Genomic DNA, 15,116 nt, shown 5'->3' on the forward strand with positions numbered 1-15,116 from the left:
AAAAACTCCGCTATACTGTTAATGAATGTATAAGGAGGGCTTTCCCATGGAAATTGAACGCAAATATCTGATTCATAAGCTTCCGGATCACCTTGAAGCTTATCCGCACCGCACACTTGAGCAGGCTTATCTATGCACCGAACCGGTTGTCCGTGTCCGCAGAGATGCTGATGACTACATCCTGACCTACAAATCCAAAGGTCTGATGATGCGTGAAGAACATAATCTTCCTCTTACCGAGGAAGCCTACTGCCATCTGCGCGAAAAGGCAGACGGGCGCATTATCACAAAAGAACGCTACTGCATCCCTTACGGAGATCATCTCGCGATCGAGCTTGACGTCTTCGCCGGTGATCTCTCCCCTCTTCTCCTTGCCGAAGTCGAATTTTCTTCCGAAGAAGAGGCAAATTCCTTTACCCCGCCGGACTGGTTTGGTGAGGATGTCACCTTTTCCAGCAAATATCATAACAGTACACTGAGTCAGAAAAAGGATTGAGAAATTTCCCAATCCTTTTTTCTTCCGCAAATGCTCCATCCGGTACATTTGCGACCACATTCTTTTTATTAGTCTTCCAGACCAAATCCGTCATGGATTGCAACCAGTGCACGGTCTGCATCTTTTTCATCGATCAGAACCGTGATACGGATCTCTGATGTAGAAATCATATTGATATTGATATTGGAATTGCTAAGTGACTCAAACATGGTCGCAGCAACGCCCGGATTGCTGAGCATTCCAGCTCCTACGATCGATACCTTTGCAACTTTTTCGTTGTAATTCATCTCTTTGATCGTAAGGGCTTCTTTTCTGGCTTCCATAACTTCCATTGCCTCTTTAAGATCATCCTGTGATACAGTAAACGTAATGTCTTTTGTTCCGTCACGTCCAACTGACTGAAGAATAATATCTACGTTAATATTATGTTTTGCAAGTGTATTGAAAATCTTAAATGCAGTACCTGGTTTGTCTTCTACACCCATTACTGAAATTCTCGCTGTATTTTTATCTGCCGCAACGCCGGTAATTAACATTTTTTCCACCTTTGCTACCTCCTTGACCAGGGTTCCTTCTTCTGTGTTCAGGCTGGATCGTACAACCAGCTCAACCCCGTATTTTTTCGCCATCTCTACAGAACGATTATGTAAAACCTTTGCCCCTGATGTTGCAAGCTCCAGCATCTCATCGTAGGTGATCTCTTCGATTTTGCGCGCATTCGGTACCACTCTCGGGTCTGCAGTGTAAACACCGTCTACGTCTGTATAAATCTCGCATTTGTCTGCATGCATTGCAGCCGCAAGTGCCACAGCTGTCGTATCGGATCCACCTCTTCCAAGTGTGGTATAGTCTCCATAATGGTTGACTCCCTGGAATCCGGTTACGATCACGACCTTACGGTTCTCCAGTTCATGGGTGATACGGTCTGTATCCACTCTTTTAAATCTTGCATTTCCGTTCCGCGCCGTAGAATGCATCTTTACCTGGAATGCATTCAGCGAGATTGCCGGAACATTCAAAAACTGAAGTGCCATTGCCATCAGTGCCACAGATACCTGCTCTCCCGTGGTAAGGAGCATATCAAGTTCTCGTTTTGATGGATACGGATTGATCTCAGCTGCCTTCTCAAGCAGTTCATCTGTTGTATCTCCCATTGCGGAAAGAACAACGATCACATCATTCCCCATCTGATACTCTTCTGCGCAGCGTCTTGCCACATTAAAGATCCTCTCTTTATCTGCAACCGAACTGCCGCCAAATTTCTTAACTACCAGCATAATTTCCTCCTACAGTTCCTGCATTTTTAGACTTCTTCTTCTACTCTTATCATATGCAGGATTTCCGGATAAGCTTTTGCTTTTTCCTCGTATTCTCCCTCGGTCATCACCGGTGTGACAAAACCGAATTCTCCATTGACTCCTGCCTCTACAAATCTTACTTCACCAAAATCATTGCCGATTCGTTCTTTGAGCGCATCCTCATTTCCACGGATTCGCACCAGGAACTTCTTGCTGGTCTTGCTTCTGTCTTCCAATGTAAGCTTTTCTTCGCTCCAGAAATTCATGATATCTCTGCCCTGATTCTGTACAACTGCCACAATGTCAGCCACAACCGCACTCGCAGTCGGAAGCTTTCCTGCCCCACTTCCGTAGAACATCGCATCTCCCAGCATATTCCCCTTTACAAATACGGCATTAAATACACCATTCACACTGTAAAGCGGATGTTCTGCATGAAGAAGCACCGGTGCAACTCCCGCATAAAGAGTTCCGTCCACATGCTTACATTCAGCAAGAAGTTTGATATTCATTCCCAGAGCCTTTGCATACTGCATATCTTCTGTTGTGATTTTTGTAATACCTTCGGTATAAATTTCTTCAAAATCCACGTATTTTCCTGAGATGATCGATGCAAGGATCGCGATCTTCCGGCATGCATCCTGTCCTTCCACATCAGCAGTCGGATCTGCCTCTGCAAATCCATTCTTCTGTGCTTCACGGAGAACCTCTTCATAGTTCGCTCCCTCGTAGAACATCCTGGTCATCATGTAATTGGTTGTTCCGTTCAGGATTCCTGCGATTTCTTCGATCTCATCACCTGTCAGGGATGATCCAAGTGCCCGGAGGATTGGAATCCCCCCTCCCACACTTGCTTCAAAAAGGAAATTCACATTCTTTTCCCGCGCTGTTTTAAGAAGTGCGGATCCATGCTTGGCAACCAACGCCTTATTGGATGTCACGACACTTTTTCCTGCTTCCAGCGCTTTTCTGACAAAGGTATTCGCCGGTTCCACACCGCCCATCACTTCTACTACAATTCCAATCTCCGGATCATTCAGGATAATCTCATAATCATGAACAATCTTTTCCTGGATCTTATCTCCCGGGAAATCCCTCAGATCCAGCACATATTTAACTTCAATTTCTTCTTTTGCCCGTGTCGCGATCAGCTTCTGATTTACATCCAGAACCTCTACCACACCAGAACCTACGGTACCATAACCCAATACTGCAATCTTCATCTTTTTGTCTACTCCCTGCCTACGATTTTCAAATAATGCACACCTGAATGCTGTTCAATCTCTTCCACCATCTCCGACAGATTCTTCGTTGTCTGCAACACCTCCACACTGAGCGTCAGTGTTGCCACCCCGTTGATCGGAATACTCTGGTGAATCGTCAGGATATTCGCCTGATACCTTGCCACCGCGTTTAAAAGCTCTGCCATAACCCCCGGTGTATCATCAAGCTGAATAACCATCGTAACAGTCCTTCCTTTTTCATTTTCGTGAAATGGGAAAATATCATCCTTATATTTATAGAAAGAACTTCTGCTGATACCGATCTCTTCTGTCGCTTCCTGAATAGTCATTCCACGTCTGGTTGCGAGCAGTCTCTTTGTCTCGACAACCTTTATGAGCACCTCCGGCACTGCTTTTTTCTTTACCACATAGTACTTTGTATTATCCATTGTTACTCCTCTGTTTCAGATAAGCATTGATAAATGGATCCAGCTCCCCATCCAGAACTGCGCTTACATTTCCGGTCTCTTCACCGGTACGGTGATCCTTGACCAGATTGTAAGGATGTAAAATATAGGATCGGATCTGGCTTCCAAAATTGATATCCTGAACTTCCCCCCGGATGCCGGATACCTTTTCTTCCTGCTCCTGCTTTTTCAAAAGATACAGCTTGGCTTTCAACATCTGCATCGCTTTGTCCTTATTAAAAAGCTGCGAACGTTCATTCTGGCACTGCACTACGATTCCTGTCGGAAGATGCGTGATCCGCACCGCAGACGAAGTCTTGTTGATATGCTGTCCTCCGGCTCCGCTCGAACGGTAGGTATCGATCCGCAGGTCATCGTCATTCAGCTCAATGTCAATATCATCTTCAATATCCGGTATCACATCACAGGATGCAAAAGATGTCTGCCTCTTGCCTGCTGAATTGAACGGAGAAATACGCACCAGACGGTGCACTCCCTTTTCTGACTGAAAATAGCCATATGCATTATCTCCCGTTACTTCAAACGTGATTCCTTTCAGTCCGGTAATATCTCCATCCTGATAGTCCAGCACGGTTATCTGAAATCCTTTTGACTGTGCATATCTTGTATACATACGATACAGCATATTTGCCCAGTCACAGCTGTCTGTTCCTCCGGCTCCTGCATGCAGTGTCACGATTGCATTGCAGGAATCATATTCTCCCGAAAGAAGCGTCCGGATCCTGAGATCTTCAAATTCTTTTTCAAATTTAGCGATCTCACGCTGGATCTCTTTGATCATCTCCCGGTCTTCTTCCTCTTCCGTAAGTTCGATCAGTGCATTGATATCTTCATATGAACTTTCCAGATCCCGGACCTCCTTCACACAGTCCTGCATTTTCCGGAGTTCCTTCATAATCCTCTGCGAAAGCTCTGTCTTGTCCCAGAACCCCGGTTCTTCTATCTTTCTTTCCAGCTCTTCAATCCGTTTTTCTTTGCCTGCCAGGTCAAAGTGAATCCCTCATTTCCTTCAGGGGTTCTTCATACGCATTTAATGTCTGCTTAAATCCGTCTAATTCAACCACTGTATCACCTCAAATCTCATAAAATTATATAAAAATCCAAACAGTCGTATTTATTTTCTTCCACAGCACTGTTTGTATTTCTTGCCGCTTCCACACGGGCATGGATCATTTGGATATATCTTTTTCTCGGCACGTACCTTTGGACCCTTTGCAACACTGTCATCTTTATTGGTACCGGTTACCTTTGCAACCTGTTCTCTTTCAACCTTCTGTTCTACATTGACATGGAAGAGAAGTCTGACTGTATCCACTTCGATTGCACGTGTCATTTCACCGAACATATCATATCCGATCATCTTGTATTCAACCAGAGGATCTCTCTGTCCGTAAGCCTGCAGACCGATTCCCTGACGTAACTGATCCATATCATCAATGTGATCCATCCATTTTGCATCGATCACACGCAGAAGGAACACACGCTCCACCTCACGCAGATGCTCTGCTTCCGGGAACTGTGCTTCTTTTTCTTCGTATGCTTTTGCAGCACGTTCTTTCAGGAGATGCTTGATCTCTTTTGGCTCTTTATCCTTTGCATCCTCCTCCGTAACCGGCGGAAGCGTTGGAATCACATCCAGAAGTTCACGGTTCATTGCTCCAAGATCCCATTCTTCAAAATCCTGTTCCTCAGAAAGATTGGCATCGACAGTATTTTCCACAAAGTCTGTGATCATATGGAAGATAGAATCTCTCATATTCTCACCGTCAAGGACTCTGCGTCTTTCATCGTAGATGATCTCTCTCTGTTCATTCATTACCTGGTCATATTCAAGCAGGTTCTTACGAATACCAAAGTTATTGCTCTCAATCTTCTTCTGAGCCTTCTCAATCGCACTTGAAAGCATCTTGTGCTCGATCTGTTCTCCTTCTTCTACTCCAAGCTTGGTAAATACATCCATCAGTCTCTCGGAACCGAACAGACGCATCAGGTCATCCTCCAGAGAAATATAGAATCTGGATTCTCCCGGATCGCCCTGACGTCCGGCACGTCCACGCAACTGGTTGTCAATACGACGGGATTCATGACGTTCTGTACCGATGATCTTCAGTCCGCCGGCTGCTCTTGATTCTTCATCAAGCTTGATATCCGTACCACGGCCTGCCATGTTGGTTGCGATCGTAACAGCCCCATGCTGTCCTGCCTGTGCAACGATCTCAGCCTCCAGTTCATGGAACTTGGCATTCAGTACATTATGTTTTACGCCGCGTTTACTGAGCATCTTACTGAGGAGCTCGGAAGTTTCGATCGTGATCGTACCAACCAGAACCGGCTGTTCTTTTTCATGCGCTTCACAGATAGCATCAATAACCGCGTTAAATTTCTCTTTCTTTGATTTGTAAACGGCATCCTCCAGGTCAATTCTCTGTACCGGAACATTCGTCGGAATCTCAATAACGTCCATTCCGTAAATATCACGGAACTCCTGTTCCTCTGTGAGGGCTGTACCTGTCATACCGGATTTCTTCTCATATTTATTAAACAAATTCTGGAATGTAATGGTAGCCAGAGTCTTGCTTTCTCTCTTGACCTTTACATGCTCTTTTGCTTCGATTGCCTGATGAAGTCCGTCAGAATAACGGCGTCCCGGCATGATACGTCCGGTAAATTCATCAACGATCAGGACCTCATCATCTTTTACTACATAATCCTGGTCACGGAACATCAGATTATGTGCACGCAGTGCCAGAATGATGTTGTGCTGGATCTCCAGGTTCTCCGGGTCAGCAAGGTTCTCAATATGGAAGAACTTCTCAACCTTCTTCACACCCTCTTCGGTCAGGTTGATATTCTTTTCTTTTTCATTGACAATGAAGTCTCCGGTCTCTTCGATCTCTTCTCCCATAATGGCGTTCATCTTAGAGAATTCCCCGCTTGCTTCACCTCTCTCCAGCTGTCTTGCCAGAACATCACATGCTTCGTAAAGTCTGGTTGACTTTCCACTCTGTCCGGAAATGATAAGCGGTGTTCTCGCTTCATCGATCAGAACTGAGTCAACCTCATCGATAAGTGCATATTTCATACCGCGCTGTACCAGCTGTTCTTTGTAGATAACCATGTTATCACGGAGGTAATCGAAACCAAGTTCATTATTCGTCACATAAGTGATATCGCAATTATACGCTGCACGTCGTTCATCATTATCCATCTGGTTCAGAACAACTCCAACAGTCAGTCCCAGGAATTCATGAACCTTTCCCATCCACTCAGCATCACGCTTTGCCAGATAGTCGTTGACTGTTACAATATGCACCCCTTCTCCGGTCAGTGCATTTAAGTATGCCGGCAGTGTAGATACAAGTGTTTTACCTTCACCGGTCTTCATCTCGGCAATACGGCCCTGATGCAGGATGATACCCCCGACCATCTGTACACGGTAGTGGCGCATTCCAAGTACACGGACAGCTGCCTCTCTTACAACAGCAAACGCTTCCGGAAGAAGATCGTCCAGTGTCTCTCCTTTTGCAAGCCTCTCCTTGAATTCTTTCGTCTTTTCTTTCAATTCCTCATCGGAGAGCTTCTGCATCTCCGGCTCCAGCGCATCAATATGATCCACGATCGGGTAGATTCGCTTCAATTCATGTTCGCTGTGCGTTCCAAATATCTTTTCAATAATTCCCATTTTATTAAGCTCCTTATATTCCTTGCTTATCACTTCTGTCTGAAGTGTTTTGCTTTTTTCCGCTATAGATAGACAGTATCCATTGTAGCACCATTTCTTTTATTCTTCAATCAGTTTATTTCACCGGTTCTGTCAGCTCGGCATACGGGATCTTACCGCCAAAAAGATCCAGTGCACTGCCGATCGTATAGTCCAGCTTTTCCCCGCTGATCCGTGCAAACTCCCGCAGATCCTCCATGCTTCCAATTCCACCGGCATAGGTGATCGGAAGTCCGTTCCACGCCGCAAGCATCCTGACCAGATCCTCCTCTGTACCAGATGCTTTTCCTTCTACATCAACCCCGTGAACCAGAAATTCATCACACCATCCGGACAGCTCTTCCAGGACCTCCGGTATCAGTCTGAGCTCGGTAAATGTCTGCCATCTGTTGGTTACAATATAATAACTGTTCTCGCGCCTCCGGCAGCTGAGATCCAGTACCAGATGCTCTTTCCCTACTGCCTTTTTCAGCCGGTCCAGCCGGTCATACCGCACTTGTCCATTCTGAAATACATAGGATGTAACGATCACATGACTTGCCCCTTCCTCCAGATACTCTGCAGCATTTTCTGCAGTAATTCCTCCGCCGATCTGCATTCCGCCCGGATAGGCATGTAGTGCTTTCAGTGCCTGTGCCTTTGTCGCATCATAGTATTCCGATGCCGGCGGATTCAGCAAAATAATGTGTCCTCCGGTAAGTCCATCTTTCTTATACATTGTCGCATAATAATCTGCATCCTGTCTGGATATGTAATTTTCTACCGCTGCATTTCCCGCATCTTTCAGGCTGCCACCCACAATCTGCTTGACTGCACCATTATGAATATCTATACATGGTCGAAATTTCATGAAGTCCTCCGCTTTTTCTGTTGATCTCGTCTTTACATACCGTCATATTGTATCACACCCACGGACATTTTACTACCTTTTGTCTGTAAAAAAGGCAAGACTTTTCCGCAAAGTCTTGCCTTTTCCCTATTCCTGACCATCTATTGTATGATTATCATTTACATTCCGGTCCTCTGTCCTGTTTCTGGTCATATCATCGACTCCGTCTTCCACATCATCTACTGCATCCTCAACACCATCTCCGATATCGTTTGTGACATCATTTACCGTTCCATTCTGATTCGTCCCACCGGTATTCGTATCCGGATTTGCAGCGTTATCACCATTTCCACACGCCGTAATTCCTCCCATCAGCATCACACAGGTAAAAACCAGAACCATTCTTCTTAGATATTGCATGTTGTAATTCTCCTTTTTCTGTAAAATACTTGTACTATTACTATCCGCAGAAAAAGGATTTTTATACTTATTTTTAAATTTTTTCGATGATCTGACCACTTCTGTAAGCGTCCAGCAATGCCTCCAGATCCGCGATCCGTTCCTTCAGTACTTTTCCAACATCAGTATCTCCTACCGTCTTGCGTTCGAGTGTCCGTTTTACGATCACACTGTCCGAATGGATATCTCTTTCTTTTTCAATAGCTGCCTCCGTCGATTCAAACGGATCATGCGCCGCAAGGATCAGTCCATAGGAATTATAGATCAGCGTGTATCCTGCAATTCCGGTTTCTTTCTGGTACGCTTTTGAAAATCCGCCATCAATAACAAGCACTTTTCCACCACATTTGACCGGATTCTCTCCATTTTTCGTTTTCACCGGAACATGTCCGTTGATGATATGGGAAATTTCTCTGTCCAGGCCAAATTCATCCAGAATTCCGTTCATCACATTTTCATCTTCAAGAAGAAGATAATACGCATTCTTTTTCTCTTTCCACAGCTCCTTTTCTGCAAGGAAATAACGCTCAAAGGTCGCCATTTTATCTTTGCCGAAAAGAGGAGAATTCGCACCCTGCCAGATATACCACATCAGGTCACGCCCTTTTTTCTTTTCATCCGGATCTACCGCAAAAAATCCTTTTCTCACATAGGACTCCATCACATCATAAAGTGTCCTTCCCTGATAGCTTTTACCGTATATCTTTACCTTTCTGAGTGATCCGTCATCATTCAGTGGAACACAGCCGTGATACAGCAGATTGGAATTGTAAATCTTGTAAAGACTTCCTTTGTTCAAAAGGAAACGCATATGCCTCTGCAATTTTTCACAGCTCTGGAACGCTTTTACCAGGCGGTTCATGATCTCTTCTTCTTCAGCTGAAAGCTGATATGGATTCTTCGGATCTATTGTCGGAAAATAATCATCCAGAAGCTGATAGATTTTTCCTCCTATCGTTATAGTCCCTTCCTCGTAGTTGATCTTATCCAGAAAGTTTCTTCTCTGGAAACCAAATTCCGGATAAAGCTCTGCTGCCTGTCCTTCTACTTTGAACTGGATAACAGAAATTGCCTTGTGCATTTTCATATTCAGTTCCATCTCCTGTGGTTTGCAGTTGTCCTGCCCTTTTAATAAAAAGCATTCACAGGGATCTTTTGCATACTGTTTCCACGCGAAAGTTGCAAGTGGAAGCAGATTGATCCCATATCCATCCTCCAGAATATCCAGATTCCCATAGCGGGCACAGATACGGATTACATTCGCAATACAGCATTTCTGCCCCGCTGCCGCTCCCATCCACAGGATATCATGATTCCCCCACTGGATGTCCACCGAATGATACTCCATCAGCTTGTCCATGATCAGATGCGGTCCCGGACCTCTGTCGTAAATATCACCGACAATATGCAGGTGATCCACAACCAGACGCTGGATCAGTTCACACAAGGCTACAATAAATTCCTCCGCTCTTCCGATCTGGATAATTGTACTGATGATCGAATTATAATATGATTCCTTATCTGTCATTCCTGACTTTTCTGTGATCAGTTCCTCGATCACATATGCAAAATCCTTCGGGAGTGCTTTTCTGACCTTCGATCTGGTATATTTGCTCGCCGAACGTTTTGCTACCTCGATCAGACGGTACAGCATGATCTTGTACCAGTCATCCATATTCTGTTCTTCTTCCCGGATCCGCTCCATCTTCTCCCGTGGATAGTAGATCAAGGTTGCCAGTGTCTGCTTGTCCCGGCTGCTCATTGTGTTTGCAAATACATCATCGACCTTGCGCTTTACCGAACCCGATCCGTTCTTCAGCACATGTGCAAACGCTTCATATTCTCCGTGAATATCCGTCAGAAAATGTTCCGTTCCTTTTGGAAGATTCACGATTGCCTGTAAGTTAATAATTTCTGTGGACGCAGCTGCGATTGATGGAAATAATTCCGACAGCCCTTCCAGATATTTCTCCTCTAATGCTTTCATAACTTCCTCCCTCTTGTATAAAAGCTTTTTCTGCTTACAGTCCGATCACATCACTCATATCGTACATTCCTGCCGGTTTTCCAGCCAGGAATTTGGCAGCTTCAACTGCACCTTTTCCAAAAATTGCTTTTGAATATGCAGTGTGGTGGAATTCGATCACTTCATCTGCCCCCGCAAAGATGACGTCATGCTGTCCAACGATCGTACCTCCACGTACTGCAACGATCCCGATTTCGTTTTTCTCACGTTTTTTTCGTTCATGGCTGCGGTCATAATTGTATACATACTGGTCAGCCATCGCTTCATTAATCGAATCTGCAAGTGCGATCGCTGTTCCACTTGGAGCATCAACTTTCTGATTATGATGTTTTTCTACAATTTCAATATCAAAGCCTGCCGGAGCAAGAACCTTTGCTGCATCCTTTAAAAGCTTCATCAGAAGATTGACTCCCAGTGACATATTTGCAGAACGGAGAACCGCAACTTTTTCTCCTGCTTCTTTCACCTTTGCAAGCTGTTCCTCAGAAAGTCCTGTTGTGCAAAGAACAACCGGAAGAGTTTTCTCCACACATACATCCAGGAGCTCATCAACTGCTGCTGCGTTTGAGAAATCAATCACAACATCTGCCTGCACATCACACTCTGCAAGGCTTGTAAATACCGGGTACGGATTCTCGATTCCGGTGAATTTATCAATACCTGCCACGATCTCGATCACATCATCCTCCTTTACAAGTCCCGAGATCACCTGTCCCATTTTTCCGTTACATCCATGCATAATTGCCTTAACCATTTTGTATTCCTCCTTGTTATCTCCATTTTCTTGTGTATCTTTTCACAAATTCCTGTATAGCACAAAAGGAACTGATGGATACTCCAGTCAGTCCCTTTTCTCTATAATCTGACCCTTTATTATGCCAGTTTAATTCCAAATGCTTCCAGTTCTTTTGCAAGCTGTGCTGTATGTGCTTCTGTCATCTCTGTCAAAGGCATACGCAAAGGACCTGCCTGCCATCCCATCAGATTTAAAGCCTTTTTAACCGGAATCGGATTCACTTCACAGAATAACTTCTCGATCAGCGGAATCGCATCCAGCTGCATCTTACAGCTTCCCTTGACATCTCCTTCAAAGAACTTTGCACAGATGTCATGTGTATACTGCGGAGCCACGTTCGCAAGAACTGAGATGACACCCTTTCCTCCAACAGAAAGGAGCGGTACGATCTGGTCATCATTGCCTGAATACAGATCGATCTTGCCATCTGTCAGCTGCATGATCTTTGAAATCTGGGAAATATTGCCTGATGCTTCTTTTACCGCAACAATATTCTCTATATTTTTATGTAAAGCTGCAACTGTCTCCGGAGCAATATTCACACCGGTACGGCTCGCCACACTGTAAAGGATAATTGGTGCTTTTGCTTCTTTTGCAACAGCGGTATAATGTGCGATCAGTCCGTCCTGTGTACATTTGTTATAATATGGTGTTACAAGCAGCAGTCCGTCTGCACCGTCTTCTACTGCCTCTTTTGACATCTGGATCGTTGTGTAGGTACTGTTGGAACCGGTACCTGCGATCACCGGGATTCTTCCCTTGACACGCTCGATCGCAAATTTGATGCATTCCATGTGCTCTTCTTCTGATAAAGTAGAGGATTCACCTGTTGTTCCGCAGATGATAATACTGTCGGTCCCATGTGTACAATGGTAGTCCAGCATTTCATCCAGTTTGTCATAATTTATACTCTCGTCCTCATGAAACGGCGTTACAAGTGCCACTCCTGATCCTGTAAATATAGCCATAATATTCCTCCTGACATGTTGCTTTATGATACTAAACGATCAAATCAAGTTTAGCATTAAATGCAGGCACTGTCAATCAGAGTCTTTTCCAGTTTACTGACCGAAACTTCATAAGCAACCCTCTTTTCTGTCTCGGTATCTGAAATCCGTTTTACATATTCCCTGCTCTGGATCCTTCCCAGAAGCTGTACATGCTCTCCCACTTCAAAGCCGGAGGCATATCTTGCATTTCTCCCCCAGCAGATACATGGAATGTAATCCGATTTTCCATATGGGCGGTTAACCGCAAGCAAAAGATCTGCAATCTCCCTTCCAAGCGGTGTCTTCCGGTAGATCGGTTCCTTGCAGATATAGCCATCCAGCCAGATACTGTTGGTCTTTGTCCCGTCAGGTTCTTCTTCCATAAAGGAAATCTCCCGTACAAATACGGATAATACCAGACGGTTTTTCTGCTCTTCATGCCGATTGTAAGAGCGGAACTGTCCGTGCACCATAATATACTCTCCGGTATAATCCTGTGTCACGTCGATCAGCCTCTCTGAGATCATCAGCGGAATACGGTCTTCTGAATTGCTCAGTCTTTTCACTTCTACCTCTACCATATAAAAGCCTTCTCCAAAGACCTCATGGCTGAATGAAAATTCAGTTGCTACCTTTCCCATGATCGTTACCTGGTTATTTTCAATAATCTTATCTGACATAATAATGTAAATCTCCTTCCTCTTCGCAGGCGTATTTTACCGCGTTCTTACTCTTGATCACTATCTAATCTATGAAGCTTTTCCAGTTTTTAGAACAAAAAGTAACCTCTTTTTTTGCAGAAAGTCAAATTTTTTTCTTTCTACTTGTAAATTTTTCAAAATGTGATAAACTATACGGGTTGTAACTTTAAATAGGTAATAAGAAGGGTTTTGAGAATATGAAGACAAAACGTGAAGACATTAGAAATATTGCTATCATCGCCCATGTTGATCATGGTAAAACAACATTAGTAGATGAACTTTTAAAACAGAGCGGTGTTTTCCGTGAAAATCAGGAAGTAGCCGAACGAGTAATGGATTCCAACGATATCGAACGTGAACGTGGAATTACCATTCTTTCCAAAAACACTGCAGTTGTTTATAAAAATACAAAGATCAATATCATTGACACTCCTGGACATGCCGATTTCGGCGGAGAAGTAGAACGTGTCCTTAAGATGGTCAATGGAGTGGTTCTTCTGGTTGACGCTTTTGAAGGTGCCATGCCACAGACCAAATTCGTTTTGAAAAAAGCTCTTGCACTGAAGCTCCCGGTTATCGTATGTATCAACAAGATCGACCGTCCGGAAGCACGTCCGGATGAAGTTATCGATGAAGTTCTTGAACTTCTCATCGATCTTGGCGCATCCGACGAACAGCTTGACTGCCCGTTCCTTTTTGCTTCTGCAAGAGACGGATATGCAACTTACAATATCGACGATGAACCGAAAGACATGGTTCCTCTGTTTGAGACCATCCTGGATTACATCCCGGCTCCGGAAGGAGATCCTGATGCAGGTACACAGATGCTGATCAGCACCATCGATTACAATGAATACGTTGGCCGTATCGGTGTTGGAAAAGTCGATAACGGAACGATTTCTGTCAACCAGGATGTAGTTGTTGTAAACCATCATGATCCGGACAAACAGAAAAAAGTAAAGATCAGCAAATTATATGAATTTGACGGTCTGAATAAAGTAGAAGTAAAAGAAGCAGGCATCGGTTCTATCGTTGCAATCTCCGGTATTGCAGATATTTCCATCGGTGATACGATCTGTTCGCCGGACAATCCGGTTCCGATCGAATTCCAGAAGATTTCCGAGCCTACGATCGCAATGCAGTTCGTTGTCAACGACAGTCCGTTTGCAGGACAGGAGGGTAAATTCGTCACTTCCCGTCACCTCCGTGACCGTCTGTTCCGTGAACTGAATACAGACGTCAGCCTTCGTGTTGAAGAGACAGACAACACAGACAGCTTCAAGGTATCCGGACGTGGAGAGCTTCATCTTTCCGTCCTCGTTGAAAACATGCGTCGTGAAGGTTATGAATTCGCAGTCAGCAAAGCCGAAGTTCTTTACAAAAAAGACGAAAACGGCAAGCAGCTCGAGCCAATGGAAACCGTATACATTGATGTACCGGATGAATTTACAGGTATAGTTATTGATAAATTAAGCCAGAGAAAAGGCGAACTCCGCAACATGGGAATGTCTAATGGCGGATACACCCGTCTTGAATTCTCCATCCCGTCAAGAGGTCTGATCGGTTATCGTGGAGAATTCCTGACCGATACAAAAGGTAACGGTATCATGAACACAGCCTTTGACTGCTACGCTCCGTATAAAGGAGATATCCAGTACAGAAGCCAGGGATCCCTGATCGCATTCGAGACAGGTGAAGCTGTAGCTTACGGTCTGTTCAACGCACAGGATCGTGGAACACTCTTCATCGGACCTGGTGAAAAGGTTTACTCCGGTATGGTAATCGGTCAGAATGCGAAGACAGATGATATCGAACTGAATGTATGTAAGACCAAACACCTTACCAATACCCGTTCTTCAAGTGCTGATGAAGCCTTAAAGCTTACTCCGCCGAGAATCCTCAGTCTGGAAGAAGCACTTGATTTCATCGATACCGATGAACTTCTGGAAGTCACACCGAAGAGCCTGCGTATCCGTAAAAAGATTCTGGATCCGAAACTCCGTAAGAGAAGCAATTTCCAGTAAAAAACTATAGATTTTTCTTTACACTTCCCCCTTGTATCCGTTACAATCTTTGTATACAACGAACAA

13 protein-coding genes are annotated in these 15,116 nt (G+C 44.5%); 2 read left to right on the top strand and 11 right to left on the bottom strand.

What is annotated here, in order from left to right; all coding sequences use genetic code 11:
• Positions 1 to 46: 46 nt before the first annotated feature.
• Positions 47 to 496: a CYTH domain-containing protein gene (locus NQ556_RS11155; RefSeq protein WP_008374511.1), complete on the top strand. Its 450-nt coding sequence runs from the start codon at positions 47 to 49 to the stop codon at positions 494 to 496.
• A 68-nt stretch (positions 497 to 564) separates the two neighbouring features.
• Here NQ556_RS11155 and NQ556_RS11160 read toward each other — a convergent pair whose 3' ends face one another.
• From NQ556_RS11160 to NQ556_RS11210, 11 genes are all read right to left on the bottom strand, one after another.
• The gene (locus NQ556_RS11160) at positions 565 to 1,773 is read right to left on the bottom strand and encodes an aspartate kinase (protein ID WP_008374509.1); all 1,209 of its coding nucleotides are present in this window, start codon (positions 1,771 to 1,773) and stop codon (positions 565 to 567) included.
• A gap of 26 nt (positions 1,774 to 1,799) precedes the next feature.
• Complete coding sequence (locus NQ556_RS11165; protein WP_008374507.1) at positions 1,800 to 3,017, bottom strand: homoserine dehydrogenase; 1,218 nt, start codon at positions 3,015 to 3,017, stop codon at positions 1,800 to 1,802.
• An 8-nt stretch (positions 3,018 to 3,025) separates the two neighbouring features.
• The gene (locus NQ556_RS11170; protein ID WP_008374505.1) at positions 3,026 to 3,466 is read right to left on the bottom strand and encodes an ACT domain-containing protein; all 441 of its coding nucleotides are present in this window, start codon (positions 3,464 to 3,466) and stop codon (positions 3,026 to 3,028) included.
• A protein-coding gene (prfB, locus tag NQ556_RS11175; RefSeq protein ID WP_117556961.1) for a peptide chain release factor 2 occupies positions 3,459 to 4,569 on the bottom strand; the annotation gives its coding sequence in 2 pieces (ribosomal slippage) (positions 3,459 to 4,493 and positions 4,495 to 4,569; 1,110 coding nt in all). The genes NQ556_RS11170 and prfB overlap by 8 nt, the downstream gene beginning before the upstream one ends.
• A 50-nt stretch (positions 4,570 to 4,619) precedes the next feature.
• Positions 4,620 to 7,187, bottom strand: coding sequence for a preprotein translocase subunit SecA (gene secA, locus NQ556_RS11180; RefSeq protein ID WP_173698965.1), 2,568 nt, complete (start codon positions 7,185 to 7,187; stop codon positions 4,620 to 4,622).
• A gap of 115 nt (positions 7,188 to 7,302) precedes the next feature.
• Positions 7,303 to 8,076 carry a phosphoribosylformimino-5-aminoimidazole carboxamide ribotide isomerase gene (hisA, locus tag NQ556_RS11185; protein ID WP_008374497.1) on the bottom strand — a complete coding sequence of 258 codons (774 nt, stop codon included), beginning with the start codon at positions 8,074 to 8,076 and terminating at the stop codon, positions 7,303 to 7,305.
• 126 nt (positions 8,077 to 8,202) lie between these two features.
• Positions 8,203 to 8,475, bottom strand: a complete 273-nt coding sequence (locus NQ556_RS11190) for a hypothetical protein (protein ID WP_055156975.1) — start codon at positions 8,473 to 8,475, stop codon at positions 8,203 to 8,205.
• 73 nt (positions 8,476 to 8,548) lie between these two features.
• Positions 8,549 to 10,501, bottom strand: coding sequence for a fructose-1,6-bisphosphatase (locus NQ556_RS11195; protein WP_173692251.1), 1,953 nt, complete (start codon positions 10,499 to 10,501; stop codon positions 8,549 to 8,551).
• A gap of 34 nt (positions 10,502 to 10,535) precedes the next feature.
• The gene (gene dapB / locus NQ556_RS11200) at positions 10,536 to 11,294 is read right to left on the bottom strand and encodes a 4-hydroxy-tetrahydrodipicolinate reductase (RefSeq protein WP_022220287.1); all 759 of its coding nucleotides are present in this window, start codon (positions 11,292 to 11,294) and stop codon (positions 10,536 to 10,538) included.
• Positions 11,295 to 11,413: 119 nt separating this feature from the next.
• A complete protein-coding gene (gene dapA / locus NQ556_RS11205; RefSeq protein WP_008374488.1) occupies positions 11,414 to 12,304 on the bottom strand; it encodes a 4-hydroxy-tetrahydrodipicolinate synthase in 891 nt (296 codons plus the stop codon).
• Between the two features lie 56 nt (positions 12,305 to 12,360).
• Entirely contained in the window at positions 12,361 to 13,005 is a 645-nt protein-coding gene (locus NQ556_RS11210) for a single-stranded DNA-binding protein (RefSeq protein ID WP_008374486.1), read from the bottom strand.
• A 218-nt stretch (positions 13,006 to 13,223) separates the two neighbouring features.
• Between NQ556_RS11210 and typA the strand changes: the two genes are divergently transcribed.
• Positions 13,224 to 15,050 carry a translational GTPase TypA gene (gene typA / locus NQ556_RS11215; RefSeq protein WP_008374484.1) on the top strand — a complete coding sequence of 609 codons (1,827 nt, stop codon included), beginning with the start codon at positions 13,224 to 13,226 and terminating at the stop codon, positions 15,048 to 15,050.
• Positions 15,051 to 15,116: the final 66 nt, after the last annotated feature.

The organism is Coprococcus comes ATCC 27758 (assembly GCF_025149785.1).
GTDB classification, from domain to species: domain Bacteria; phylum Bacillota; class Clostridia; order Lachnospirales; family Lachnospiraceae; genus Allocoprococcus; species Allocoprococcus comes.